25 protein-coding genes are annotated in these 24,522 nt (G+C 74.7%); 14 read left to right on the forward strand and 11 right to left on the reverse strand.

The genetic code is table 11. The features are described from left to right. Positions 1-141: 141 nt before the first annotated feature. On the forward strand, positions 142-1,503 hold the full coding sequence (locus tag HL054_RS09225; protein WP_369138637.1) for an aminomethyl transferase family protein: 1,362 nt from the start codon (positions 142-144) through the stop codon (positions 1,501-1,503). A 130-nt stretch (positions 1,504-1,633) separates the two neighbouring features. Here HL054_RS09225 and HL054_RS09230 read toward each other — a convergent pair whose 3' ends face one another. The 8 genes from HL054_RS09230 to HL054_RS09265 all read right to left on the reverse strand — a co-directional run bounded on the left by HL054_RS09230 (position 1,634) and on the right by HL054_RS09265 (position 8,783). After that, positions 1,634-2,485 (reverse strand): class III extradiol dioxygenase family protein, encoded by an 852-nt coding sequence (locus HL054_RS09230; protein ID WP_369138639.1) that lies wholly within the window; start codon positions 2,483-2,485, stop codon positions 1,634-1,636. Next, a complete protein-coding gene (ligA, locus tag HL054_RS09235; protein ID WP_369138640.1) occupies positions 2,478-2,846 on the reverse strand; it encodes a protocatechuate 4,5-dioxygenase subunit alpha in 369 nt (122 codons plus the stop codon). The genes HL054_RS09230 and ligA overlap by 8 nt, the downstream gene beginning before the upstream one ends. A gap of 50 nt (positions 2,847-2,896) precedes the next feature. Next, the gene (locus HL054_RS09240; RefSeq protein ID WP_369138641.1) at positions 2,897-3,178 is read right to left on the reverse strand and encodes a muconolactone Delta-isomerase family protein; all 282 of its coding nucleotides are present in this window, start codon (positions 3,176-3,178) and stop codon (positions 2,897-2,899) included. 1 nt (position 3,179) lies between these two features. Further along, positions 3,180-3,917 carry an alpha/beta fold hydrolase gene (locus HL054_RS09245; protein WP_369138643.1) on the reverse strand — a complete coding sequence of 246 codons (738 nt, stop codon included), beginning with the start codon at positions 3,915-3,917 and terminating at the stop codon, positions 3,180-3,182. Positions 3,918-4,085: 168 nt separating this feature from the next. After that, entirely contained in the window at positions 4,086-4,385 is a 300-nt protein-coding gene (locus HL054_RS09250) for a 2Fe-2S iron-sulfur cluster-binding protein (RefSeq protein ID WP_369138645.1), read from the reverse strand. 161 nt (positions 4,386-4,546) lie between these two features. Next, the gene (locus HL054_RS09255; protein WP_369138646.1) at positions 4,547-5,209 is read right to left on the reverse strand and encodes a response regulator; all 663 of its coding nucleotides are present in this window, start codon (positions 5,207-5,209) and stop codon (positions 4,547-4,549) included. Next, positions 5,206-6,798 (reverse strand): sensor histidine kinase, encoded by a 1,593-nt coding sequence (locus tag HL054_RS09260; protein WP_369138647.1) that lies wholly within the window; start codon positions 6,796-6,798, stop codon positions 5,206-5,208. Before HL054_RS09260 ends, HL054_RS09255 begins: the two co-directional genes overlap by 4 nt. A 143-nt stretch (positions 6,799-6,941) precedes the next feature. Beyond that, complete coding sequence (locus tag HL054_RS09265) at positions 6,942-8,783, reverse strand: acyl-CoA dehydrogenase (RefSeq protein WP_369138648.1); 1,842 nt, start codon at positions 8,781-8,783, stop codon at positions 6,942-6,944. Between the two features lie 238 nt (positions 8,784-9,021). On the opposite strand from HL054_RS09265, the gene HL054_RS09270 reads away from it, so the two are divergent. From HL054_RS09270 to folP, 11 genes are all read left to right on the forward strand, one after another. After that, on the forward strand, positions 9,022-9,828 hold the full coding sequence (locus tag HL054_RS09270) for an ABC transporter ATP-binding protein (RefSeq protein ID WP_369138649.1): 807 nt from the start codon (positions 9,022-9,024) through the stop codon (positions 9,826-9,828). Next, complete coding sequence (locus HL054_RS09275; protein WP_369138651.1) at positions 9,825-10,688, forward strand: ABC transporter ATP-binding protein; 864 nt, start codon at positions 9,825-9,827, stop codon at positions 10,686-10,688. The genes HL054_RS09270 and HL054_RS09275 overlap by 4 nt, the downstream gene beginning before the upstream one ends. Next, positions 10,685-11,575, forward strand: coding sequence for a branched-chain amino acid ABC transporter permease (locus tag HL054_RS09280; protein ID WP_369138652.1), 891 nt, complete (start codon positions 10,685-10,687; stop codon positions 11,573-11,575). The genes HL054_RS09275 and HL054_RS09280 overlap by 4 nt, the downstream gene beginning before the upstream one ends. Then, the gene (locus tag HL054_RS09285) at positions 11,575-12,726 is read left to right on the forward strand and encodes a branched-chain amino acid ABC transporter permease (RefSeq protein ID WP_369138654.1); all 1,152 of its coding nucleotides are present in this window, start codon (positions 11,575-11,577) and stop codon (positions 12,724-12,726) included. The genes HL054_RS09280 and HL054_RS09285 overlap by 1 nt, the downstream gene beginning before the upstream one ends. After that, positions 12,723-13,997, forward strand: coding sequence for an ABC transporter substrate-binding protein (locus HL054_RS09290; RefSeq protein WP_369138655.1), 1,275 nt, complete (start codon positions 12,723-12,725; stop codon positions 13,995-13,997). The genes HL054_RS09285 and HL054_RS09290 overlap by 4 nt, the downstream gene beginning before the upstream one ends. Before the next feature lie 276 nt (positions 13,998-14,273). Then, positions 14,274-15,137 (forward strand): methylenetetrahydrofolate reductase, encoded by an 864-nt coding sequence (locus HL054_RS09295; protein ID WP_369138656.1) that lies wholly within the window; start codon positions 14,274-14,276, stop codon positions 15,135-15,137. A gap of 76 nt (positions 15,138-15,213) precedes the next feature. Continuing rightward, entirely contained in the window at positions 15,214-16,074 is an 861-nt protein-coding gene (gene folD / locus HL054_RS09300; protein ID WP_369138658.1) for a bifunctional methylenetetrahydrofolate dehydrogenase/methenyltetrahydrofolate cyclohydrolase FolD, read from the forward strand. Then, positions 16,074-17,912, forward strand: a complete 1,839-nt coding sequence (pabB, locus tag HL054_RS09305; RefSeq protein WP_369138659.1) for an aminodeoxychorismate synthase component I — start codon at positions 16,074-16,076, stop codon at positions 17,910-17,912. Before folD ends, pabB begins: the two co-directional genes overlap by 1 nt. After that, positions 17,909-18,541 (forward strand): cyclodeaminase/cyclohydrolase family protein, encoded by a 633-nt coding sequence (locus tag HL054_RS09310; RefSeq protein ID WP_369138660.1) that lies wholly within the window; start codon positions 17,909-17,911, stop codon positions 18,539-18,541. Before pabB ends, HL054_RS09310 begins: the two co-directional genes overlap by 4 nt. Next, positions 18,538-19,872, forward strand: coding sequence for a bifunctional folylpolyglutamate synthase/dihydrofolate synthase (locus HL054_RS09315; RefSeq protein ID WP_369138661.1), 1,335 nt, complete (start codon positions 18,538-18,540; stop codon positions 19,870-19,872). The genes HL054_RS09310 and HL054_RS09315 overlap by 4 nt, the downstream gene beginning before the upstream one ends. Further along, the gene (gene folP, locus HL054_RS09320) at positions 19,869-20,711 is read left to right on the forward strand and encodes a dihydropteroate synthase (RefSeq protein WP_369138662.1); all 843 of its coding nucleotides are present in this window, start codon (positions 19,869-19,871) and stop codon (positions 20,709-20,711) included. Before HL054_RS09315 ends, folP begins: the two co-directional genes overlap by 4 nt. On the opposite strand, the gene HL054_RS09325 is transcribed toward folP, so the two are convergent. Next, positions 20,699-21,295, reverse strand: coding sequence for a 5-formyltetrahydrofolate cyclo-ligase (locus HL054_RS09325; protein WP_369138663.1), 597 nt, complete (start codon positions 21,293-21,295; stop codon positions 20,699-20,701). The two genes, folP and HL054_RS09325, sit on opposite strands and share 13 nt — an antisense overlap. Positions 21,296-21,372: 77 nt before the next feature. Then, the gene (locus HL054_RS09330; RefSeq protein ID WP_369138664.1) at positions 21,373-22,482 is read right to left on the reverse strand and encodes a transglycosylase family protein; all 1,110 of its coding nucleotides are present in this window, start codon (positions 22,480-22,482) and stop codon (positions 21,373-21,375) included. A gap of 131 nt (positions 22,483-22,613) precedes the next feature. On the opposite strand from HL054_RS09330, the gene HL054_RS09335 reads away from it, so the two are divergent. Continuing rightward, entirely contained in the window at positions 22,614-23,180 is a 567-nt protein-coding gene (locus HL054_RS09335) for a hypothetical protein (protein ID WP_369138665.1), read from the forward strand. Between the two features lie 31 nt (positions 23,181-23,211). Here the strand turns inward: HL054_RS09335 and HL054_RS09340 are convergent, their stop codons facing one another. Next, entirely contained in the window at positions 23,212-23,811 is a 600-nt protein-coding gene (locus tag HL054_RS09340; protein WP_369138666.1) for a TetR/AcrR family transcriptional regulator, read from the reverse strand. Positions 23,812-23,897: 86 nt separating this feature from the next. Here HL054_RS09340 and HL054_RS09345 point away from each other — a divergent pair, with 86 nt between their 5' ends. Further along, positions 23,898-24,521: a hypothetical protein gene (locus HL054_RS09345; RefSeq protein ID WP_369138667.1), complete on the forward strand. Its 624-nt coding sequence runs from the start codon at positions 23,898-23,900 to the stop codon at positions 24,519-24,521. The last annotated feature ends 1 nt before the right edge of the window (position 24,522 follow it).

The following is a 24,522-nucleotide window of genomic DNA, read 5'->3' on the forward strand; positions in this document are numbered from 1 at the left end:
GGCCCCGGATCGACGTCATCCGCGTGATCCGGGGCACAGCCGTCGTCCCTACCGTCGAGGTACCAGCCGGGGGACTCCTCCCACCGGCCAGCACCCCGGCCAGGCGCCCGCCTGACCGCCCCCGACGAGAGGCCCCCACCCATGACCTCCGAGAGCCTGGCCGCCGCCCTGGCCCGCGCCGGCAGCCCCGTCGAGCTGCTGCGGAACCTCGCGTTCCCGCCCAGCACCTTCCCGGTGCAGCCCGAGTTCACCAACTGGCGCGCCGAGCAGCGCTCCTGGGTGGAGTCCTGCGCGCTGCTCGACCAGTCCCACCACATGACCGACCTGTTCATCTCCGGCCCCGGGGCGCTCCAGCTGCTCAGCGACGTCGCGGTGAACACGTTCGCGAACTTCGGCGTCGGCCGGGCCAAGCAGTTCGTCGCGGTCTCCCCCGACGGCCACCTCATCGGCGACGCCATCCTCTTCCACCTCGAGGAGGACCTGTTCGACCTGGTCGGCCACCCGATGGTCATCGACTGGGTCACCTTCAACCTCGAGCGCGGCGCCTACGACGCCACCGTGGAGCGGGACGACAACTCCGCCGTCCGCGCGTCCGGCCCGCCGAAGCTGTACCGCTACGAGCTGCAGGGACCGACGGCCGCCGCGCTGATGGAGGAGGTGACCGGCGCCCCGCTGCCCGAGGTCAAGTTCTTCCACATGGCCGAGTTCACCATCGCCGGCCGTCGCGTCCGCGGCCTGCGGCACGGCATGGCCGGCCAGCCCGGCTACGAGCTCTTCGGGCCCTGGGAGGACGCCGAGGCGGTGCTGGGCGCGCTGCTCGGCGCCGACCCCGCGCACGGGCTGGTCCGGGTCGGGGCGAAGGCCTACTCGACCGCCAACCTGGAGTCCGGCTGGGCGCCCGCACCGATGACCGCGCTGTTCGGCGACGACCCGCTCATGCAGGAGTACCGCGAGTGGCTGCCTGCCACCAAGGTCGGTTCCATCGGCGGCAGCCACCCGGCCACCGACATCAGCGACTGGTACCTGACGCCCTACGACGTCGGCTACGGCAAGACGGTCAAGTTCGACCACGAGTTCATCGGCCGCGGGGCCCTGGAGCGGCTGGCCGAGGCACCGCCGCGGCAGAAGGTGACCCTGGTCTGGAACGCCGACGACGTCACCGCCGCGGTCGGCTCGCTCTACCGGCCCGGCCCCGGCGCCAAGTACATGGAGCTGCCGAAGATCCGGTACGCCACCCACCACGAGGACGCGGTGCTCGTGGACGGCCGGCAGGTGGGCATCTCACTGGACTGCGGCTACCTGGCCAACGAGCGCTCGATGGTCTCGCTGGCCACCGTGGAGAACGAGTTCGCCGCGCCCGGCACCGAGGTGACCGTGGTCTGGGGCGAGGACCCCGTCTCGCGCAAGCCGGCGGTCGAGGAGCACCGCCAGGTGCAGGTGCGCGCCACCGTCGCGCCGGTCCCGTTCGTCGACTTCGCCCGGGAGGGCTACCGGTCCAGGTGACCGGCTGACCCGACGACGACCCGCCCCCGGCCGCGCCGGGGGCGGGTCGTGGTCCGTCCAGGGCCCCCGGGACGCGACGAGGCCCCGGGGACGGTGCGTCCCCGGGGCCTCGACGGCAGGTGGTGCAGGGTCAGGCAGGCGCCTTGTTGTCGAACAGCGCGATGCCCGCGGCGGTGTTCGACGCCGGCACGAAGTAGTCCGAGTGCACCTTGGTGACCTGGTCGTCCATCGCGCCCCGCATGATCAGCCACATGATCAGCTCGATGCCCTCCGAGCCGGCCTGACGGATCAGCTCCTCGCGCGACAGCGCGGCCAGCTTGGCCGGGTCGGTGTGGATCGCCTCCATCCACATGGTGTCGAAGTCGGGGTTGATGAACCCCGCCCGGGTGCCGGCCAGCTGGTGGGACATGCCGCCGGTGCCCAGGACGCCGACCGTGACGTCCTTCGGGTAACTGCGGATCGCCCGGCCCAGCGCCTGGCCCAGCGCGTAGCACCGGGCCGCCGTCGGCTGGGGGTACTGGATGACGTTGACCAGCAGCGGGATCACCGGGCACGGCCAGGCGTCGCCGGGGTCCGGCGTCCAGACCGACAGCGGCACGGTGAACCCGTGGTCGACGGCCAGCTCCTGGAAGACCGTGAGGTCGAAGCCCTCGTCCACCAGGCTCTCGACCAGGTGGAAGGAGAGTTCCGGGTCACCGAGCACGTCGGGCACCGGACGGCGGCCGAAGCCCTCGTCGGCCACCTCGTACCGGTCGGCGGTGCCCAGCCCGAAGGTCGGGATGAAGTCCAGGTCGATGCCGTTGGCGTGGTCGTTGTAGACGACGATCGCCACGTCGGGCTGGTGCTCGGCCAGCCACGCCCGCGCCGGGGCGTAGCCGTCGAACAGCGCCTTCCAGTTCGGGTCGTCGGTCTTGCCGCGGTCCATCGCGGCACCGATCGAGGGCACGTGCGAGGTCGCCAGACCCCAGAGGACCTCAGCCATCGCGGCGGCCCCCGGCGCGCATCGCGGCGAGGAAGTCGTCCTCGCCCATGCCGGTGAAGACTCCACCGAGGTACTGCATCGACCGGCCGTCCATCATCGCCAGCTTGTAGACGTAGAAGATGCTGCCCCCGAGGTCGATCATGGCCTGCCAGTCGCGGCCGAGCACCGCCTCCTGCTGCTCGGGGGTGAGCCCGAACTCCTGGCAGTAGGCGGCCTCGTCGGCCAGGAAGCGCTCGCGGGCGGCCGCGTCGCGCAGGCTCATGAAGAGCTTGTTCATCCGGAACCCGCGGCGGCTGGTGTCCCCGTCGAAGATCGGTGTGCCCGGCAGGTCGAGACGGCCGGCTCCTGCAGCTGTGCCCATGTCCCTCGTGTGTCCTCTCTCCCGAACCGGTGCGCTCTCGAGCAGGTCGGTCACGACTGCTGCTCCTGGGGGTGGGTGGCGAGCGCCTCCACGTGGACGTCGAGCCACGGGGACATCGGCAGCGACATGAGGGCGTCGTGCAGCGCCGCCGGGTCCGCTGCCTCGTAGAGACCGATGGTGGCGTTCCGACCCGGAACGCGCCACAGCCGCTTCAGGACGCCCTCGGCGCGCAGCTCCACGGCGCGGGCACGCTCACCCGCCCGCAGCTCCGCGCGCCGCTCGGCGGGGGTGTCGGCCGGCAGCCGGTTCTCGGACCGGACCAGGAACTCCATCTCAGATCCCTCCCTGCGCCGACGGGGTCGGCAGACGGCCGGCGAGGTCGGCCAGCACGCGGGCCAGCTCCTCGGGGGCGGTGACCATGGCCTCGTGGCCGGTCTCGAGCTCGTGCACCGGCCACTGCCGGGCGCGGGCGCGCTCGGCCTGGCCGGCGAAGACGCGCATCCAGCTGACGCACTCGACGAAGGCGGCGGGCACCGCGTCGACGGCGCCGGTCAGCCGGAGCGGGTCGGTGTAGGTCTTCCAGGGGTGCGGGGTGAGCTTGGGGGTGAGCCAGTCCAGGTCGGCCTGCTCGGTCACGCCCAGCACCGACAGCTTGCGCACCGCCACCAGCCAGCCGAACCCCTGCTCGGCCGCGGACTCCGCCCAGTGGTGCTCGACGGTCTCCGGCAGCAGGTCGCGGGCGGCCTCGCCGTCCTCGCCGACGAAGGCGTCGAGGTAGACCCGCTGGGCGATCGCGGCGGGCCGCCGGTCGGCCACGGCGGTCACGACCTGCCCGGCGTAGCTGTGCCCCACGAGCACGACGTCGGTGAGCCCGAGGACGTCGATCAGCCGGACGACGTCCTCGACGTGCGTGTCCAGCCCGACGAGCGGGGTGAGCAGGTGGGCGCGCTCGGACAGCCCGGTGAGCGTCGGCGCATGCACCTCGTGGCCGGCGGCGCGCAGCCGCGGCGCGACCCGGTCCCAGCACCAGCCGCCGTGCCATGCCCCGTGCACGAGGACGAACGTGGCCATCTTGTCGTCTCCTCCGGGGTCGGGGTGGGCGCTGCTGCGCCTCCACGGTGACGGTAGGCACAGTCCGCGCGGGCGTGATCGGTCCGATGTCACGACGTCGCCACCGATGCGGCAGGACGCCCCTACGTCATCCGTCGTGCTGCTCCCCCGCCCGGGGTGGCCGGGAGGTCAGAGGTCCAGCACCAGCCAGGGCGTCGTCGCCCGGGACACGCAGATCATCATGGTCTCCCCGAACGCCCGCTCCTCGGCGTCGAGCACGCCGTCCCGGTGCTCGGGGGTGCCCTCGAGCACCCGGGTCTCGCAGACCCCGCAGCGTCCGTCGGGGCAGGCCGCCGGGACCTCGAGGCCGACCGCCCGGACGGCGTCCAGCACCGACGTGCCGGCCGGGACGGGGACCGAGATGCCGGCGGCCGCGCAGTGCACGCGCAGCGGGCAGGCACCGGCGGCAGGCTCGGGGAGGGCGGTCACGCCACCTCCCTCCACGAGCGGTCGGGCCGCGGGACGGGGGCACCGGGTGCCCGACCGGGGACCACGCTAGGAGGGCCGGCCGCACGGCGGATCACCCGCTTGACGGTCACCGGGAGCAGTCGCTGTCGCGCGGGTGCCGCGACAAATGACGGCACCGGTCCTCAGCGGGGCTGGACGAGCCCTTCCTTGACCGCGAGCAGCGCCGCCTGGGTCCGGGAGGTGAGGCCCATCTTCGCCAGCAGGTGGCTCACGTGGGTGCGCGCGGTCCGCTCGCTGATGACCAGGTGCTCGGCGATGTCCTTGTTGGACCGGCCCTCGGCCACCAGCACGAGCACCTCCTTCTCCCGGGCGGTGAGCACGCCGAGCCCGGTGCGCGGGGCGCGGATCTCCTGGGTGAGCCGGCGGGTGACCGCGGCGTCCAGGAACACCTCGTCCCGGACGGCGGCGCGCAGCGCGGCGTCCACCTCGCCGGGGCCGGCGTCCTTGAGCAGGTACCCGGACGCCCCGCTCTCGAGCGCCGCGTGCACCCGCTCGGTCTCCCCGAAGCTGGTCAGGATGACCACCTTCAGCTGCGGCCAGCGGCGCAGCACCTCCGCAGTCGCGGTCACCCCGTCCATGCCGGGCATCTGCAGGTCCATCAGCACGACGTCGGGCAGCTCGCCGTGCGCCGCCGCCCGGGCCAGCCGGTCCAGCGCGGCCTGCCCGTCGCCGGCCTCGTCGGCCACCTCGACGTCCTCCAGCGCCTCGAGGTAGGCGACGACCCCCCGGCGGACGACGGCGTGGTCGTCGACGACCAGGACGCGGATCGGGTCCGGTGCGGTCACGGGGCGACCTCCTCGTCGGTCGCGGGCAGCGACGTGGGCAGCGGCAGGCTCAGGAACACGCTGGTCCCGCCGGCGGCGGGCTGCCGCACCCGGACGGCGCCGCCCCAGCGGGCCGCGCGCTCGCGCATCACGGTCATGCCGAAGCCGCTGGAGGCGCACTCGCCGGCGTCGGCGGCGTCGCTGGGTGCGGCCAGGCCGCGGCCGTCGTCGACGACCTCGGCGACCAGCCGCCGGCGCCGGCCGTGCGGGGCCACCGCCACCCGCACGTGGATGCGGCCGGCGTCGGCGTGCTTGACGCTGTTGTGCAGCGCCTCGGCGACGATCCGGTACACGTCCTCGAGCAGGGCGGCGTCCAGGGTGGCGAGCTCGGCGGCGTCGTCCTCGACGGCCAGCGACACCGGGATGCCGGTGCGGGCGGCGGTGGTGTCCACCAGCGACCGCACCGCGGGGGCCAGCCCGCCGGCGGTGGCCGCGGCCGGCCGCAGCTCGACGACCATGCCGCGCAGGTCGGCCAGCACGTCCTCGGCGCTGGAGCTCAGGTCGTCGGCGACCTGGGCGACCTTCTCCGGCGTGGGCGGCAGCCCGCGCGCGACCAGCACGCCCAGCGAGCGGGCCTGCATCATCATCGAGAACACCTGCTGGACGACCGAGTCGTGCAGGTCGCGGGCCAGCTTCTGCCGCTCCTCGCGCCGGGCGACGTCGCGCTCCCACTCCAGCAGCGCGGCGTGGTCCACGGCCATCGCGGCCTGCTCGGCCATCGCCAGCAGGAACTCCAGCTCGGTGTCGCCGACGACCTGGCCGGGGGCGAAGAAGGCGTTGAGGATGCCCACCGGCTCGCCGCGGGCCAGCAGCGGGACGCTGACGAACCAGTCCCAGCGGGGGTGGCGCATCAGCTGCTTCAGCGGCGCCCAGGCCGGGTCGCGCATCACCGCGTCGTACCGGTTCGCCGCGACGATCGGCTGCCGGGTCTCCAGCGCCTCCAGCATCATCATCCGCGCGCCGAGGGCCCGGCACTCCATCAGCTTGTCGAAGAAGTCCGCGGCGCGGCCGAAGCCGGAGGCGCCGATGACGTGCAGCCGGTCACCGGTCGAGTTCACGGTGAGCACCTGGACGCCGGCCAGGGCGTTGGTGCGCGCCACCTCCTGGGCCAGCGCCTCCAGGGTGCCGACCAGGGACCGCTTGGACGCGACGTCGGAGGCGGCCTTGGCGATCGCGGCCAGCCGCCGCTCGCGCAGCCGGCTCAGCGTGACGTCGCGGAAGGAGACCACCCACCGCTGGTGACCGGGCACCGGGGACAACACGTAGGCGAACTCGCGCCGCTGGCCGGGCGCCGGCTCCCAGGCGACGGTCAGCTCGCCGGCCTTGGCGGCGGCGGAGGCGTCGTCCGGCGCGGGGAACGGCGAGGGTGCGCCGGCCACCTGGTCCGGGGTGAGGCCGCACAGCGCGACGGCGGCCGGGTTCGCCTCCACGAACCGCGCCTCGGCGTCGATGACCGCCAGCCCGTCCGGGGCGTGCCGCACCAGGTCACCGGGTGAGATCACCGGAGCGGTCGTCGTCGTGCCGACGTCGGTCGGTCGAGCTGCGTCCACCGGGTCCACCTCCCTGCGCGGCGTCGTCGCCGCGTCCTCCCCAGGGTGCGCCTGCCCACCCCGGGCAGATCTTGGCAGCCGGGCACGTCCGGTGCGCGGGGACCCCGCCCGGGTCACCCGGAGGAGCGGTCCGGCGGTCGCGGTCAGAAGGACCCCTCGGCGACCTGCATGAGCGAGCCGTCGGTGTCCTCGACGACGGCCCGGTCGGCCGCCAGCCGCGGCAGCACCTGCGTGGTGAAGAACCGCGCGGCGGCGAGCTTGCCCTCGTAGAACAGCCGGTCGGCCGCGGACACCTCACCGGCCAGCGCGGTCAGCGCGACCTCGGCCTGGCGGACCAGCAACCACCCGGTGACCAGGTCGCCGGTGGCCATCAGCAGCCGGGTGGTGTTCAGGCCGACCTTGTACAGCGCGGTGCGGTCCTGCACGGCCTCGGCGTGGAAGCCGGACAGCGCGGCCAGCATCCCCTGCAGGTCGGCCAGCGCCGCGGAGAGCCGGCGCCGCTCGACGGCCAGCCGGTCCTGCTCCCCCGCCGGGGCGCCGGTCGCCGCCACCTGCTCGGCCAGCCAGGTCATCGCCACCCCGCCGTCCCGGACCACCTTGCGGAAGAAGAGGTCCTGGCCCTGGATCGCCGTCGTCCCCTCGTAGAGGGTGTCGATCTTGGAGTCCCGGACGTACTGCTCGACCGGGTAGTCCTGCAGGTACCCCGAGCCGCCGAGGGTCTGCAGGGTCTCGGCGGTGAGCAGCTGGCTGGCCCGCTCCGAGCAGAAGCCCTTCACGACCGGGAGCAGCAGGTCGTTGACCCGGGCGGCCAGCGTCGCCGCCTCCCCCTCGCCGTCCCCGGCCGCCGCGGCCTCGGTGACCTGGTCGCGCAGGCTCGCGGTGTAGAGGTACAGCGCCCGCATGCCCTCGGTGTAGGCCTTCTGCAGCATCAGCGAGCGGCGGACGTCGGGGTGGTGGGTGATCGTGACCCGCGGGGCGTCCTTGGTCGTGGCGGTGAGGTCGGCGCCCTGCACCCGCTCCTTGGCGTAGCCGAGGGCGACCCGGTAGCCGGCGGACAGCGTGGCCACGGCCTTGGCCCCGACCACCATCCGGGCGTACTCGATGATCTTGAACATCTGGGCGATGCCGTCGTGCACGTCGCCGATCAGCCAGCCCTGCGCCGGGACGTCGGTGGCGCCGAAGGTCAGCTCGCAGGTGGTGGAGACCTTCAGGCCCATCTTCTTCTCCACGCCGGTGACGTGGACGCCGTTGCGCTCCCCCAGCACGCCGGATGCCAGGTCGACGTGGAACTTGGGGACGGCGAACAGCGACAGCCCCTTGGTCCCCGGCCCCGCCCCCTCCGGCCGGGCCAGCACCAGGTGGACGATGTTGTCGCTGAGGTCGTGCTCGGCGCCGGTGATGAAGCGCTTCACCCCGGACAGGTGCCACGAGCCGTCGGGCTGCTGCGCGGCCGAGGTGCGTCCCGCCCCGACGTCGGACCCGGCGTCGGGCTCGGTCAGCGCCATCGTGGCGCCCCAGCCCCGCTCGACCATCAGCTCGGCCAGCCGGCGCTGGTCGGCGGTGCCCAGCGCCTGCAGGACCGTGCTCATCGTGGTCGCGGTGCCGTACATGACCAGCGCCGGGTTGGCGCCCAGCAGCATCTCGGTCGCCGCCCAGCGGAGCACCGCCGGGGCACCGAAGCCGCCGTGCTCCTCGGGCAGGTCGAGGCGGAACCACTCCCCCTCCCGCCAGGCCCGGTAGGAGGCGGCGAAGGACGCCGGCATGGTCACCGCGTGCGTGGCCGGGTCGAACACCGGCGGGTTGCGGTCGGCGTCGACGTAGGACGCGGCGACCGGGCCCTCGGCCAGCCGGCGGACCTCGGTCAGCACCCCGGCGGCGGTCTCGGCGTCGACCTGCTCGAACGGGCCGGACCCGAAGCGGGTCGCGTCCAGGAACTCGAAGAGGTCGAACTGCAGGTCCCGGAGATCTGCGGTGTAGTGGTGCACGTCCTGCTCCCTCGTCGGCCGGTCGGGCTCCGCAGCGGACCGGCCCCACAGGCGGACGACGGCACGACCGTCGGTCCAGGCTAGCCAGCGGCCCCCGGCGTGCCACAGGACAGATGACGTATGACCACCGGCACACTTGGTGGGTGACACACGTCATAGGACTCTCGGTCGGGGATGACTCCCGTCACTACGGTTCGCCCGACGACCAACGCCGGTCGTCCTGGACCGAGGAGTGTGGGTGACCCGTCAGCCACCGGAGGCAGCGGGCTCGGGAGGGCTCGTCGTCCGGGACCTCACCGTCCGCTACGGCCGCGCCATCACGGTCCTCCGCCAGGTCGACCTCGAGGTGCCGCAGGGCAGCGTCGTCGCCCTGATGGGCGTCAACGGCGCCGGCAAGACCACGCTGGCCCGCGCCGTCACCGGCATGCTGCCCTTCCACTCCGGGACGGTCGTCGAGGGCGACATCTCCTGGCACGGGCAGTCGCTGCTGGGCCGCAAGCCCGGCCAGATCGTCCGCGCCGGGGTCAGCCAGACGCTCGAGGGACGGCGGATCTTCGCCGAGCTCACCGTCGACCAGAACCTCGGGGTCGGCGGGATCAGCAAGCGGAACGACCAGACCCTCAAGGACCGCCGCGACTGGGTGCTGGAGCTGTTCCCCAAGCTGCGGGAGCGGCTGGAGCAGCGCGCCGGCTACCTCTCCGGCGGTGAGCAGCAGATGCTCGCGGTCGGCCGCGCGCTGATGCAGTCGCCGCAGCTGCTGGTGCTCGACGAGCCCTCGCTGGGCCTGGCACCGATCATCGTGGACCAGATCCGGGAGACGATCCTGACCATCCGGGACGCCGGCACGAGCGTGCTGCTGATCGAGCAGAACGCGATGATGGCGCTGGCCGTCTCCGACCACGGCTACATCCTGTCCCACGGGTCGGTCACCCGGCACGCGCCGTCGCGGGAGCTGCTCGACGACCCGGACATCCAGTCCTTCTACCTCGGGCTCGACGAGGCCGCGGGCGAGCACGCCCCGGCCGGCGACGGGACCCCGGCGTGACCGCCGTGGCGCAGCCGCTGCTGCAGGCCGAGCACGTCCGGCTGACCTTCGGCGGCATCACCGCGATCAGCGACGTCTCCTTCGCCGTCCAGCAGGGCGAGTTCTTCGCCGTCATCGGCCCCAACGGGGCCGGCAAGACCTCCCTGCTCAACGTGCTCAACGGCGTCTACCGCCCGAGCTCGGGGTCGGTCACCTTCCAGGGCGAGTCGCTGCTGGGCCGCAAGCCGGCCCAGATCGCCTCGCTGGGCATCTCCCGCACCTTCCAGAACCTCGCCCTCTTCGAGGAGATGACGGTGCTGGACAACGTGGTGCTCGGCCGGCACCACCTGATGAAGGCCGGCCTGCTCTCCGGCGCCGTCTGGTTCGGCCGGGCCCGCCGCGAGGAGCACGAGGCGCGGCGCGACTGCCTGCCGCTGCTGGAGCTCATGGGCCTGGACGAGATCAGCGGCGAGGTGGTGCACGACCTGCCCTACGGCGTGAAGAAGCGGATCGAGCTCGCCCGCGCCCTGGCCATGCAGCCCACGCTGCTGCTGCTGGACGAGCCGGTGGCCGGGATGAACGCCCAGGAGACCAACGAGCTGGCCCGCTGGGTGCTCACCGCCAAGCAGGAGCTCGACCTCACCGTGGTGATGATCGAGCACGACATGGCGCTGGTCACCAAGGTCGCCGACCGGGTGCTGGTCCTCGACTTCGGCGAGGTCATCTGCTGCGACACCCCGGACGTCGCCGTCACCGACCCCCGGGTCATCCGCGCCTACCTGGGCGGCAGCGGCGACACCCTGGTCGAGCGGGCCACGGCCGGCCTGCAGACCCCCACCGCCGACGCCGAGCCCGACCCCGACCACGGAGCACGCGCGTGACCGCCAACCTGCAGATCCTGATCTCCGGCATCTCGCTGGGCTGCGTGCTGGCCCTGCTGGCCCTCGGCTTCGTCGTCGTGGCCAAGTCCACCGGGGTCTTCAACCTCACCCAGGGCGGCTTCGTCGTGCTGGGCGGCTACCTGAGCTACACCGCCCACCAGACGTGGGGGCTGCCCTTCGTCCTGGCGGTCCTGCTGTCGATCGTGCTGGTCGCCGCGCTGGCGGTGTTCCTCGAGGCCACCATCGTCCACCGGATCGCGACGACCAACCTGTTCACGCCGATCCTGGTCACCTTCGGCCTGCTCATCATCATCCCGCCGGTCGCGGCCGGGATCTGGGGGCCCGACCAGAAGAACCTGGGCGACCCGTGGGGCCTGAAGGTCCTCCGGGTGGGCGACCTGACCATCACCCACCGCGACCTCGCGGTGATCATCTCCACCTTCGTGCTGCTCGCCGCGTTCGGCGCCTTCTTCCGGTTCTCCCGGATGGGCCTGGCCATGCAGGCGACGGCCCTCGACCCGGAGGCCGCGCTGGCCCAGGGCGTCAGCGACCGGACGGTCCACCGGCTCTCCTGGGGCATCGCCGGCGCCCTCGGGGCCTTCGGCGGGACGATGCTGGCCACCACCGCGGGCGCCGGGCTCGGTCCCGGGCTGGAGCAGTACGCCCTGCTGGCCATCCCGGTGATCATCCTGGGCGGTCTGGAGTCCCCGCTGGGTGCGGTGATCGGCGGGCTGTTCGTCGGCATCGTCCAGCAGTTCGCGGTCGTCCGGGTGCCCGAGTCCTTCGGCGCCGGCTTCTACGAGGTCGTCCCCTACCTCCTCATGCTCGTGGTCATGCTCGTGCGTCCCGAGGGCTTCTTCGGGACCAAGAAGGTCAGGCGGATCTGATGGCCACCGACGTCTCCACCCCCACGGGCTCGACCCGGGCCGCCCCGGAACGGAAGGTGCCGCCGCTGCGGCTGGTGGGCTCCCGCGGCGGCCGGCTGGGCATCCTGCTGTTCGTCGTGCTGGTCATCGCCGTCCCGCTGAACATGACCAGCACCTACTGGCTCGGCATCCTCAACGCCGCAGGGGTGGCGGCGATCGCCGCCGTCGGGCTCAACGTGCTGACCGGGTACGCCGGCCAGCTCTCCCTGGGCCACGCCTTCTTCGTCGGCCTGGGTGCCTTCGTCGCCCAGTGGGTGGGCGGCATCCACGGCCTGCCGATGCTCCTCTGGCTGCCCGCGGCCGGGATCGCGGCGGCCCTGGTCGGTGCCGCCGTCGCCCCCTTCGCCCTCCGGCTGCGCGGGCCCTACCTGATGATCGTGTCGCTGGCGCTGGTCTTCATCGGCATCTACGTCGCCCGCAACCTGAAGTCGATCACCGGTGGCAACGAGGGCACGATCGTCGAGGCCCGGGCGACGCTGGGGCCGATCGACTTCGAGGAGCTCACCCTGGGCACGCTGGTGTTCGCCCGCGAGCAGGGGCTGTTCATCCTCATCTGGGCGACCCTGGGCCTGGTCCTGCTGGTCGTGGCGAACGTGATGCGCACCCGGGGCGGCCGGGCCATGCAGGCCGTCCGCGACCACGACGTCGCCGCCGAGGTGCTCGGCGTGCGGATGATGCGGACCCAGACCAACGCCTTCGTGCTGGCCTCGGCCCTGGGCGGGATCGCCGGCGGGCTGCTCGCGGTGAACCTCGAGTACATCCGCCCGGACAGCTTCAACATCGACCTGTCGGTCCAGTACCTGGCGATCATCGTCATCGGCGGGCTCGCCTCGCTGTGGGGCCCGGTGCTCGGTGCGGTGTTCGTGACCCTGGTGCCGGTGTTCGTCGACCAGTTCTCGACCAGCCTGCCGTTCATGGCCCAGGGCGGGAACGCCGGCCTCACCACCACCGACCTCAGCCTCATCCTCTACGGCGCGATGATCGTGGTCTTCCTGCTGGCCGAGCCCAAGGGGCTGGTCGCCACGCTGGGGCGCCTCCGCCGCGCCGTCCTGCCGTCCGCCGGTCAGACCGGCCGACCTCCCCGCACCACCCACCGAGAGGACACCGCATGAGGCACCGTTCCCGGGGGCTCGGCCTGCCGATCCCCGCCCTGCTCCTGTGCACCGCCCTGGCCGTGACGGCCTGCGGCGCGCAGAGCAGCACCAGCGACAGCGGCGACGGCGGGTCCGGCGGCGGCGAGCTCTCCGCCGTGCCCGGGTTCGACCCCGATGCCGGCACCATCGCGGTGGGCAACCTGGTCGCGCTGAGCGGCCCGATCTCCGCCACGGCGCGCGAGCAGCTGCTCGGCCAGCAGGCCTGGTTCGACAAGGTCAACGCCGACGGCGGCATCGCGGGCGAGTACCAGATCGAGCTGATCACCGCGGACAACCAGTACGACGCCCAGGTGACGGTGCAGGCCTACCAGCAGATCAAGGACCAGGTCGTGATGCTCTCCGGCATCCTCGGCACCCCCTCGGTCAAGGCGCTGGTGCCGATCCTGAACCGGGACGAGGCCGTCGGCGTCCCCAGCAACCAGGCCGCCGAGCTGCGGGACGAGCCGGCGCTGCTGCCGGTCTTCCCCTCCTACCAGACCAACGTGGTCAACGCCGTCGCCTACCTCAACGAGCAGGACCCCTCGCTGAAGGACGCCGTGTACTGCGAGCTGGGCTACGACAGCGAGTGGGGCGACGCCGTGGAGGAGGGCCTGACCTTCGCCACCGAGCAGCTGGGCACCACCGTCACCTCGGTGCAGCGGTACGCGCCGCTGGACACCTCGGTCACCGCCCAGGTGCAGGAGCTCAAGCAGGCCGGGTGCGAGGTCGTCGCCTTCAGCGGCGCGGTGAACAACACCCCGGCGATGGTGGCCGCGGCCACCCAGCTGGACTTCAAGCCGCAGTGGATCGCCGAGTTCATCGCCAACTCCACCGCGTTCTCCGGGACGCCGATCGCCCAGTACCTGCAGGAGAACGTGCTCTTCACCGGCCCGGGCGCCGACCTGTCCGACACGTCCATCGAGGGCATCAAGGTGCTCAAGGACTCCCTCGGTGACACCGACCTGACCCTGCAGCACGTCTACGGCTACATCCAGGCCGTCGCCGTCACCACGCTGCTGGAGAAGGCCGTCGAGGAGGGCGACCTCAGCGGTCCCGGCCTGCGTGAGGCCCTGACCACGATGGACAAGATCGACTTCCAGGGGCTCAACGGCGACCTGACCCTCGGCGAGCCCGAGGACCGGGTGCTGCCGCAGGCGACGACCATCTACGAGTACGACCCGGCGACCCCCTACGGGCTCAGCGCGGTCGCCCCGCAGTACCAGGCCGAGGAGACCAACCCGGACTTCTGACCTCGGCCGCACCGGACGCGCCCGCTCCTCCCGGATCCCCGGGGGGAGCGGGCGTTCCCGTGTGCGGAAGTCGGAGAGCGCAGCCGTCGCCGCACCGCGACGATTGACCTAGGGCCGGCGACCGATCCGGTGGACCAGGTGCCGTCATGTCACCGTGCCGGACGGCGCGTGGTCCAGGTCACGATGGTGGGCAGTGGACGGACGTCTGCGGCCGGAGGCCGTCGACGACCTCCGAGGAGCGGGAACTCGCCCGACAAGTGCAGAGGGAGACACCACGTGAAGCGCTCGCTGACGGTTCGTGACGGAGCCACGCGGGAGTCGCTCAAGCGGGCGATCAACGACCTCGGGTTCGAGGTCATCCCCTTCAAGAAGACCGAGCAGAACGTCCTCCAGTACGTCCCCAAGGACATCCGGCTGACGGTGACCGCCTCCCCCGCCAAGGGCCAGGACGCCACCATCGACCTCACCGTCGCCCTCGCCGGCCACGGCTACAAGGTGGCCCCGCACCTGTCCGCGCAGCAGGTCCGCGACCGCGCGCACCTGGCCGAGATCGTGGCCCGCTGCCGCGAGGCCGGCATCACCGACGTCTTCGTCGTCGGCGGCGACCCGACCGAGGAGCCCACCGGCTTCAACAACGCCCACGAGCTGCTGGTCGCCCTGCACGAGCTGGACCACGGCTTCACCGACATCGGCATCGGCGGCCACCCCGAGGGCCACCCCACCGCCTCCACCGAGCTGCTGTTCCAGGCGCTCAAGGACAAGGCGCCGCTGGCCACCCACATCAAGACCCAGATCGTGTTCGACCCCAAGGTCATCCTGGCCTGGTCGCGCGAGCTGAAGAACCGCGGCATCGACCTGCCGGTGCACGTCGGCGTGCCCGGCGCCGTCACCCGGCAGAAGCTGATGCGGGTCTCCGGCGGGCTCGGCATCGGTGAGTCGGCGAAGTTCCTCAAGAAGCAGTCGAACCTGTTCTGGCGCTTCTTCATCCCGGGTGGCTACAGCCCTGACAAGATCATCAAGGGCCTGGCCCCGCACATCGGCAAGCCGGACAACCACCTCGAGGGCTTCCACGTCTTCACCTTCAACGACCTGGAGCCGACCACGGCCTGGCGCCAGCAGCTGCTGCGCGACCTGGGCTGAGCCCGGCCGACCCCCTCGCGACGGGCACACCGCCCGGCGCGACCCCGACCTCCCGACCCCTGACGAGGAGTACCTGGTGACCGCACGGGTGATCGACGGCACGGCCGTGGCACGACGGGTGCGCGAGGAGGTCGGCCGCGGCGTGGCCGCCCTCGTCGCCGCGGGTGGCACCGCCCCGGGACTGGCCACCGTGCTGATCGGCGAGGACCCCGCCTCGGAGGTCTACGTCCGCAACAAGCGCCGGCTCTGCGTGGCCGCCGGCATGGCCGACCTGCACCGCCACCTGCCCGGGGACGTCGACCAGGAGACGGTGGCCGCGCTGCTCGACGAGCTGGCCGAGGACCCGGCGGTGTCCGGGATCCTGCTGCAGCTGCCGGCGCCGGCGCACCTGGACTCCGAGGCGCTGATCGCCCGCATCCCGGCGTCCAAGGACGTCGACGGGCTGACCACCGCCAACGCCGGGCTGCTCGCGCAGGGCCGGCCGGGGCTGCGGCCGTGCACGCCGGCCGGCGTGATGGAGCTGCTGGCGGAGTACGACGTCGAGCTGTCCGGGACCGAGGCGGTCGTGGTCGGCCGGTCGGTGCTGGTCGGCAAGCCGATGGCCCAGCTGCTGCTGGCGAAGAACGCCACGGTGACGATCGCGCACTCCCGCACCAAGGACCTCGCCGAGGTCTGCCGGCGCGCCGACGTGCTCGTGGTCGCCGCGGGCATCCCCGGGCTGGTCGGGGCGGAGGCGGTCAAGCCGGGCGCGACCGTCATCGACGTCGGCATCCACCGCGGTGAGGACGGCCTGCGCGGGGACGTCGACTTCGATGCCGTCGCCGAGGTCGCCGGGGCGCTCACCCCGGTGCCCGGCGGGGTCGGCCCGATGACCATCGCCATGCTGCTGGCGAACACGCTGCGGGCGGCCGAGGTGCAGCAGGGCCGAGCCAGCTGATGACCCGGTCCGGGGCGCCGTCGGGGGCACCGTCGTGGGGCCGGCCGTGGGCGCGGTTCGACGACCTGCGCACCGGCGGGTCGCTGCGCTGCCCGCCGCCGTACCGGGTGCTCACCGCCAGCACGCCGGCCGAGGTGCCCGGCGTGCTGCAGCAGGTGCACGACGCCACCGAGGCCGGCAGCTGGGCCTACGGGTACGTCGCCTACGAGGCGGCGGCGGGGCTGGACCCGCAGCTGCCGGGCGGGTCGACCGCCCCCGGGGAGCCGCCGCTGGTCTGGTTCGGGCTGTGCGAGGAGCCGGTCCCGGTGCCGCCGCCGGCCCCGGCCGCCGCAGCGACACCGGCCACCCCGTGGCTGCCGGACTGGACCGACGACGGGCACGCCCGCGCGGTCGGCACCGTCCGGGAGCACATCGCGGCCGGCGAGACCTACCAGTGCAACCTCACCGACCGGCTGCGCTCCACCGTGACCGGGGACGTCGAGGAGCTCTACACCCGGCTGGCACTGGCCCAGCGCGGCGCCTACAACGCCTACCTCGACCTGGGCCGGCACGTGGTGGCCAGCGCCAGCCCGGAGCTGTTCTTCGAGTGGTCCGGCGACGTCGTCCGGACCCAGCCGATGAAGGGCACGGCCCCGCGCGGCCGGACCACCGCGGAGGACCAGGAGCAGAGCGGCCGGCTGCGGGCCAGCAGCAAGGAGCAGGCCGAGAACCTGATGATCGTCGACCTGCTCCGCAACGACCTCGGCCGGCTCGCCGAGGTCGGCAGCGTGGTCGTCGACGAGCTGTTCTCCCTCGAGCGCTACCCCACCGTCTGGCAGCTGACCTCGCAGGTCAGCGCCCGGCTGCGGCCGGGCACCGGCCTGCTCGACCTGTTCCGCGCACTCTTCCCCTGCGGGTCGGTGACCGGGGCGCCCAAGCGCCGGACCATGCAGCTGATCGACTCCCTCGAGCCGACGCCGCGCGGTGTCTACTGCGGCGCCGTCGGCCTGGTCGGCCCGCCCTCGGCGCCGGTCCGCGCCCGGTTCAACGTGGCCATCCGCACCGCCGTCGTCGACCGCGCCACCGGTGAGGCCGTGTACGGCGCCGGCGGTGGGATCACCTGGGGCTCGGAGGCCGCGGCCGAGCGCGCCGAGCTGCACGCCAAGGCCGCCGTCCTCGCCCACGACGTCACCGACCACCGGCTGCTGGAGACCCTGGCCTTCCTGCCCGGCGAGGGGCTCCGCAACCTCGAGGGCCACCTGGCCCGGATGGCCGACTCGGCGGACTGGGCCGACGTGCGCTTCGACCGGGCCCGGGTGCTGGCCGCCGTGCGGCAGGCGGTCGCCGGGCGCACCGTGGCCGCCCGGGTGCGCGTGCTGCTGGCCCGCTCCGGCGACGTCGAGGTCGAGCTGCAGCCGCTCCCCCCGCCCGCGCCGCTGCCGGTGCGGCTCGTGGTGGACGACGACCCGGTGGACGCCACCAGCCCGTGGCTGCAGCACAAGACCACCCGCCGCGACGTCTACCTGACCCGGGCGCTGCGGCACCCCGAGGCCGACGACGTCGTCCTGGTCAACCAGCACGGCGAGCTGACCGAGACGACCACCGCGAACCTGGCGGTCCGGCTGGGTGGCCGGTGGTGGACCCCGCCCACCAGCTGCGGCTGCCTGCCCGGCGTCGAGCGCGCCCGGCTGCTGGCGTCGGGCCGGCTGGCCGAGCGGGTGCTCACCGCGACCGACCTCGCCGGCGCGGAGGACGTCGCGGTGCTGAGCTCGCTGCGCGGCTGGCGGGCCGCCACGGTGCTGGGAGGTCCGGGTGCGGCCCGGGTCGCGGTGCCGAGCGCGACGGGGGCCGGCTCGTGAGCGGCGGCCCCGACGAGCTCCCCCGGCAGTCGCTCGGCGACTTCCTGGACCAGCTCTCCGCCCGGATCGCGGCGCCCGGCGCCGGCGCCACGGCCGCCGTCGAGGCCGCGCTGGCCGCCTCGCTGGTCGCGATGGTCGGCCGGTTCAGCACCGCCGAGGAGCACGCCGAGCTGGTGGGCGAGGTCGTGGCCGCCGCCGACGCGCAGCGGGCGGTGTGCCTCACCGCCGCCGCGGACGACGAGACGGCGTTCACCGCCGTGGCCGCCGCGATGAAGCTGCCGCGGGACACCGAGGCCGAGCAGGCGACCCGGCGCCGCCGGCTCGCCGAGGCGCAGCTGGCCGCGACCGGGCCACCGCTGGCGGTCCTGCAGGCGGCCGCGGAGGTGATGGTGCTGGCGGCCCGGGTGCTGCCGGTGGCCAACCCGAACCTGGTCAGCGACGTCGCGGCCGCCACCAGCGCGGCCCGGGCCGCCGCCACCACGGCCCGGCTGGCCGTGGAGGCCAACCTCGACGGCCTCGACGACGACGCCGCCGCCGCTCACCTGCGGTCGGCGGTGGCCGTGGTCGAGGACCTCGCCCGGCAGGCGGACGAGGTGGAGGCCGCGGTGCGCGCGCGGATGTCGCGGTGACGACCCCTGCTGCCCTGGTCCGGGCCGACGCCGTCGAGCGCGACCTGCTGCGGCGCTGGCCGGAGAGCCGGCTCGAGCCCTCGCTGGACCGGGTCCGGGCGGTCACCGACGCCCTGGGCCGGCCGCAGGACGCGGTCCCCGTCGTCCACCTGACCGGCACCAACGGCAAGACCACCACGGCCCGGGTGGTCGACGAGCTGCTGCGCGCCTCCGGGCTGCGGGTCGGGCGCTACACCAGCCCGCACCTGGAGACGATGCGCGAGCGGGTCGTCGTCGACGGCGAGCCGCTGGCGGCCGACCGGTTCGCCGACGTGCACGACGCGCTGCGGCCGGTGCTGGAGCAGGTGGAGGCCCGGCACGGCGCGCTGTCCTTCTTCGAGGTGGTCACCGCCATGGCGTTCGCCGCCTTCGCCGACGCCGGGCTGGACGCCGTCGTCCTCGAGGTGGGCATGGGCGGCACCTGGGACGCGACCAACGTCGCCGACGGCCGGGTCGCCGTCGTCACGCCCGTCTCGCTGGACCACACCGAGTACCTCGGCCCGGACGTCGCCGCCATCGCCCGGGAGAAGGCCGGCATCGTCAAGGCCGGCTCGGTGGCCGTGCTCGCCGACCAGCCACCCGCCGCCTCCGCCGTGCTGCTGGACCGGGCCCGCACGGTCGGCGCGACCGTCGTCGACGCCCGGCGCGAGCTGCGCGTGCTCGACCGCACCCCGCGCCCGGACGGCCAGCTGTTCGGCCTCCGCACCGGGCACGGCGACCTGCCCGGCCTCTCCCTCCCGCTGCTGGGCGCCCACCAGGCCGGCAACGCGGCGACCGCCGTCCTCGCCGCCGAGGCGTTCCTCGCCGCCGACGGCCGGGAGCTGGCCCCGGCGACCGTGCGGGACGTGCTGGCCGCCGTCCGCTCCCCCGGCCGGCTGGAGACCGTGCAGGACTCGCCCCGGGTGTGGGTGGACGCCTCGCACAACCCGGCCGGGATGGCGGCGACCGTCGCGGCGGTCGGCGAGCTGCCCGACGTCGATCACCTCGTGGTCGTGCTGGCCGTGCTGGAGGGCAAGGACGTCGACGGGATGCTGCTCCCGCTGCGCGGTGCCGCGGCGCACGTGCTGGTCACCGAGAACACCTCGCCGCGGCGGATGCCGGCCGCGGCGCTGGCCGCCCGCGCCGCCGCCGTCCTCGGCGCCGACCGGGTCACCGTCATGCCCGACCTGCCGCGCGCGCTGCAGGCGGCCCGGGACCGGGCCGCGCGTCCGGGTGCCGCGGTGCTGGTCACCGGCAGCGTGGTCACCGCCGGCGAGGCCGGTGCGCTGCTGCGGTCCGGGGCACCCGGGTGACCGACGGGCCCGGCCGGTGCCTGGTGATGGGCATCCTCAACGTCACGCCGGACTCCTTCTCCGACGGCGGCCGGCACGACACCGTCGAGGCCGCGGTGGCGCAGGGGCAGGCCATGGTCGCGGCGGGGGCGGACTACGTCGACGTCGGCGGGGAGTCCACCCGGCCCGGCGCCGAGCGGGTGACGGCCGAGCAGGAGCTGCGGCGGGTGCTGCCCGTGGTGGCCGCACTGGCCCGCGCCGGGGTCGCCGTCAGCGTCGACACCACCCGCTCGCAGGTCGCGGCCGCGGCGCTGGCGGCCGGCGCGGTGCTGGTCAACGACGTCAGCGGCGGGCTGGCCGACCCGGCGATGGCCCCGGTCGTCGCCGACGCGGGCGTGCCGTGGGTGCTCATGCACCGGCGCGGCGACAGCCGGGACATGTACGCCCGGGCCCGTTACGACGACGTGGTCGCCGAGGTCCGCCGGGAGCTGTGCCGGCGGGTGGACGCGGCGATGTCGGCGGGCGTGGCGGCCGAGCGGCTGGTCGTCGACCCCGGCCTCGGGTTCGCCAAGCAGCCCGAGCACGACCTGGCCCTGCTCGCCGGGCTGGACCGGATCACCGACCTGGGCTTCCCGGTGCTCGTCGGCGCCTCGCGCAAGCGCTTCCTCGGCGCGCTGCTGGCGGCACCGGACGGCACCCCACGGCCGGCCGACCAGCGCGACCGCGCCACCCTCGCCGTCTCCGCGCTCGCCGCGGGCGCCGGGGCGTGGGGGGTGCGGGTGCACGACGTCGCGGGCAGCGCCGACGCCCTGCGCGTCCTCGCCGCGGTCGGTGCCGCCCGCCGGGGTCAGCCGGCCTGAGGGACGAGCTCCTGCCAGCCGCCGGACGGCGTGACGACCGCCCGCACCGGCCGATCGTGCACCTCGCGCGGGAGCTCGTCGAGCCGCTCGTCGTCGAACACCAGCGTCACCAGGACGGCGTCGGGCCGGGCGTGCACCAGGGCGCGGTCGTAGTAGCCGCCACCGCGGCCGAGCCGGAACCCGTCCCGGTCCACCGCCAGCGCCGGGACGACGACGGCCTCGGCCTCGGCGAGGGCGGTGGCGCCGAGCCGCGGGCCCACCGGCTGGCGCAGCCCGAAGCGGCCGACCTCCAGCTCACCGGTGTCCGCGGCCCACTCCAGCACCCGCCCCTGCGGCAGCACGACCGGCAGCAGCACCCGGGCGCCGAGCGCGGCGTAGGCCTGCGGCAGCAGCCCGGCGCCGGGCTCCTCGGGGTCGGGGACGAAGGCGGCCAGCGTCCGCACGCCCTCCAGCCCGCGCAGCAGCGCCGCCACGACCGCCTCCGCGTCCGCCGCCCGTTCCTCGGCCGGACGCGCCAGCCGGCGGGTGAGCAGGTCCGCGCGCAGCGCGTCCTTGACGACGGCGGGGTCCGCAGGATCGATCACCCCGGCAGCCTAGGAGCGCGCGACCGGCGACGCAGTGCGCCTTCCGCCCCCCAGGTCACCGGCCGGCGCGCGACCGCTCAGAGCCGGCGGCCGCAGGTGGGCCAGGCGCCCTTGCCCTGGCCGGCGAGGACCTGCTCACCCACCGCGATCTGCTGGTCCCGGGAGGCGAGGTCGGCGCGCGGGGCGTACGCCGTCCCGCCGTAGGCGGCCCAGGTGGACGGGCTGAACTGCAGCCCGCCGTAGTAGCCGTTGCCGGTGTTGATGCTCCAGTTGCCGCCGGACTCGCAGGCGGCCACGGCATCCCAGTCCCGGCCCGCGGCAGGGGCCGGCGCGGCGGGTGCCGGGGCCGCCGGGGCCGGCGCCCGCGAGGCCGCGGCCTCGGGGCTCGGGGGAGCCGGCGCGGCGGGAGGCGGGGGCGCCGGGGCCTCCGGGGCCGGCTCGGGCGTTGCCTGCTCCGCCTGCGCCGCCACCACCGCGGCCCGCGCCGCCTCCAGCCGGGCCGCCAGCTCGGCCTGCCGGGACGCCAGCTCGGCCGCCTGCTCCCGGGCGGCCTGCTCCTGCTGCTGCGCCGCCGCGAGGTCCGCCGCGGCCTGCTCCGCCCGGGCGGTCGCCGCCGTGACCGCGGCCTCGGCCGCGGCCGCGACGCCGGCCGCCTGCTGCTGGCCGGCGGTGAGCCGGTCGGCGACCTCGGCCCGGCTGCGGCCCACGGCGTCGAGGAGGGCGACCCGCTCCAGCACGTCGGCGGGGTCGTCGGCGGTGAGCAGGGCCAGCAGCCCCGGGGAGGTCGTGGCGCCCTTGTAGCTGTCCCGCGCGAAGTCGGCGACCGCCCCCCGGGCGAGCGCGGCCTCCTGCTCGGCCTGCCGGGCCGTCCCGGCGGCGGCGGCCGCCGCGTCCCGGGCGGCCTGCCCGCCGGCGAGGTCCTGCGCGTACCGGGCCCGGGCGACCTCGGCCGCCGCGGTCGCGGAGCCGATCGCCGCCACCGCCGCGCCCTGCTCGGTCAGCGCTGCGGCGACCTGCGCGGCGGCGTCGTCGGCGGCCTGCTGCGCGGCGGTGGCCGCGTCGTCGGCGGGGGCGGCCGCGGCGGTGCCCGGCGCCAGCAGTCCGACCGTGCCGGCGATCGCCACGGCGGCCAGCCGGCCGGTCCAGGACCGGGCACGCGCGTCCCCGTCTCGCGTCGACTCCCGCACGCAGCGTCCCCTCGTTGCCGGTCCTGGTCGGGACCGCCGCGCGGACCGTCCTGCCGCCAGTCTGCCCCGGGCCCGCCGACCCGGCCCGGCGGGCCCGGGTCGCGACCGCCGTCGGTGGGTAGGACGGCGGGATGAGCGGGAAGACGGCAGACGACTACACCGACGACTACACCGACCCGGAGCTGCGCGCGCGGCTCAAGGAGGAGCTCAAGGCGGGCGACCGCGGCGGGCGGCCCGGTCAGTGGAGCGCGCGGAAGAGCCAGCTGCTGGTCGCCGAGTACGAGCGGCACGGCGGCGGCTACCGGCACGAGGGCGAGCGCACCGCCTCGCAGCAGCACCTGCAGCAGTGGACCGACCAGGACTGGCACACCGCCGACGGCGGCACCGACGCCCGGGACGGCGACAGCACGGCCCGCTACCTGCCCGACGCCGCCTGGCAGCTGCTGAGCCCGGCCGAGCAGCGGGCGACCGAGCGGGCCAAGCGGGACGCCGAGGGCCAGCACGCCGCCAACACCGACGCCGCCCGCCGGGCGCGGGCGGCCGCCGAGCTGGTCGACCTCCCCGCGGCCGAGGCGCGCGAACGGGTGGCCGGGATGCACGGCGAGGACCAGCTCGACCGGGCCCGGCGGGCCGAGGAGGAGCTGGGCGAGAACCGGACGACGGTGCTCCGGTCGATCGAGCAGCAGCGCGAGGACTGAGCAGCGACCCGGCCGCGGGTCCGGCGCCCGGTCAGCCGGCCCGGACGGCGGCGAAGGGCACGACCACCTCGTCGACGACCTGCCGGACGACGTCGTCGGTGATCGGGTCGCCAGTGACCAGGAAGCGGTGCCAGAGGACCGACTGGCCCAGCTCGCGGGCGATCTCCACCGGGACGTCGGGCCGCACCTCGCCGCGGTCGATGCCCCGCCGGATCAACGCCGCCATCTCCGCCTTGCGCCAGCCGATCACCCCGTCCCGGAACGCGGCGGCGAACTGCGGGTCCTCGACCATCGCGGCCACGACGGCCGCGACCACCGGCGCCCGCGGTCCGGTGAGCAGCGCCGCCCAGCCCCGCAGCACGGCCAGCAGGTCGCCGCGGAAGCTCCCGGTGTCCGCGGTCGGGATGGCCCGGGTCGCCTCGGCCAGCAGCACGTGGCGCAGCAGCGCACCGCGGTCGGGCCACCGGCGGTAGAGCACCGGCTTGCTGGTGCCCGCGCGGGCCGCGACCGCCTCCATGGTGACCGCCCGGGCACCGCCCTCCCGCACGATGCCGAGCACGGCGTCGGCGATGGCCGCCTCAAGCTCGGCGCCGCGGCGCCGGGTCGTCCGCTCGTCCGACGTCGTGCCCACCTCCCCGCGAGAGAAACGCTTGCGTGTCTTGCTGTGGCAGCCTAGCGTCCGGCGCAAGACACGCCACCGTATCCCCGGAGTCCGCCATGGCCCTGCCGGTCCTGTTCCCGCTGCGTCCCGTCGACAGCGCCCGCGTCACCGTCGCGCACCTCCCGCACGGCCGCCGGCGGGTCACCATCGACCACCGCCCGCTGGACGGCGTCACCCCGGCGATGCTGCTCGACTGGTTCCGCGGCCTCGGCGGCACGCTGGAGTACGGCGGCGCGGTGGTGCCCCGCTACCTCGCCTGGCACCCGGTCGACCACCTGCACTGGGCGCTGGCCCGGCCGGCGCCGGGCGGCGGCGCCGACGAGGGTGCCCGGTTCCGGATCGTCGAGCAGTTCGGCGGCCGGCCCGACCGGCGCGTCGACGTCGTCGACCGGGTGGAGAAGCTGGACGCGACGGGCATCCGGCTGGTGCAGCGGGTGGCCGGCGCCCTGGTGTTCCAGCTGGAGCACACCTGGTCGCCCGGGCGCGGCCGCACCCACTACGTCAGCGTGCTCGACATCGGCGCCCGCAGCCTGCTGCTCGCGCCGCTCACCAGGGTCTTGACCCGCCGCTTCCCCGACGACATGGTCACCGCGTGGGTGCGCCACAACGTGGAGGAAGTCGGTCAGCTGGAACACCTGCTGCCCCGGCTCCCGGTGCCGGGCGCCGCGGCGTCCCGGTGAC

The organism is Modestobacter versicolor, assembly GCF_041028285.1.
GTDB classification, from domain to species: domain Bacteria; phylum Actinomycetota; class Actinomycetes; order Mycobacteriales; family Geodermatophilaceae; genus Modestobacter; species Modestobacter versicolor_A.

Coding starts and splice junctions, on each gene's coding strand:
- HL054_RS09345 (WP_369138667.1), top strand. CDS start 23,898: ATGGCCCTGCCGGTCCTGTTCCCGCTGCGTCCCGTCGACAGCGCCCGC.
- HL054_RS09290 (WP_369138655.1), top strand. CDS start 12,723: ATGAGGCACCGTTCCCGGGGGCTCGGCCTGCCGATCCCCGCCCTGCTC.
- HL054_RS09225 (WP_369138637.1), top strand. CDS start 142: ATGACCTCCGAGAGCCTGGCCGCCGCCCTGGCCCGCGCCGGCAGCCCC.
- HL054_RS09245 (WP_369138643.1), bottom strand. CDS start 3,917: ATGGCCACGTTCGTCCTCGTGCACGGGGCATGGCACGGCGGCTGGTGC.
- ligA (WP_369138640.1), bottom strand. CDS start 2,846: ATGGGCACAGCTGCAGGAGCCGGCCGTCTCGACCTGCCGGGCACACCG.
- HL054_RS09285 (WP_369138654.1), top strand. CDS start 11,575: ATGGCCACCGACGTCTCCACCCCCACGGGCTCGACCCGGGCCGCCCCG.
- HL054_RS09230 (WP_369138639.1), bottom strand. CDS start 2,485: ATGGCTGAGGTCCTCTGGGGTCTGGCGACCTCGCACGTGCCCTCGATC.
- HL054_RS09240 (WP_369138641.1), bottom strand. CDS start 3,178: ATGGAGTTCCTGGTCCGGTCCGAGAACCGGCTGCCGGCCGACACCCCC.
- HL054_RS09335 (WP_369138665.1), top strand. CDS start 22,614: ATGAGCGGGAAGACGGCAGACGACTACACCGACGACTACACCGACCCG.
- pabB (WP_369138659.1), top strand. CDS start 16,074: ATGACCCGGTCCGGGGCGCCGTCGGGGGCACCGTCGTGGGGCCGGCCG.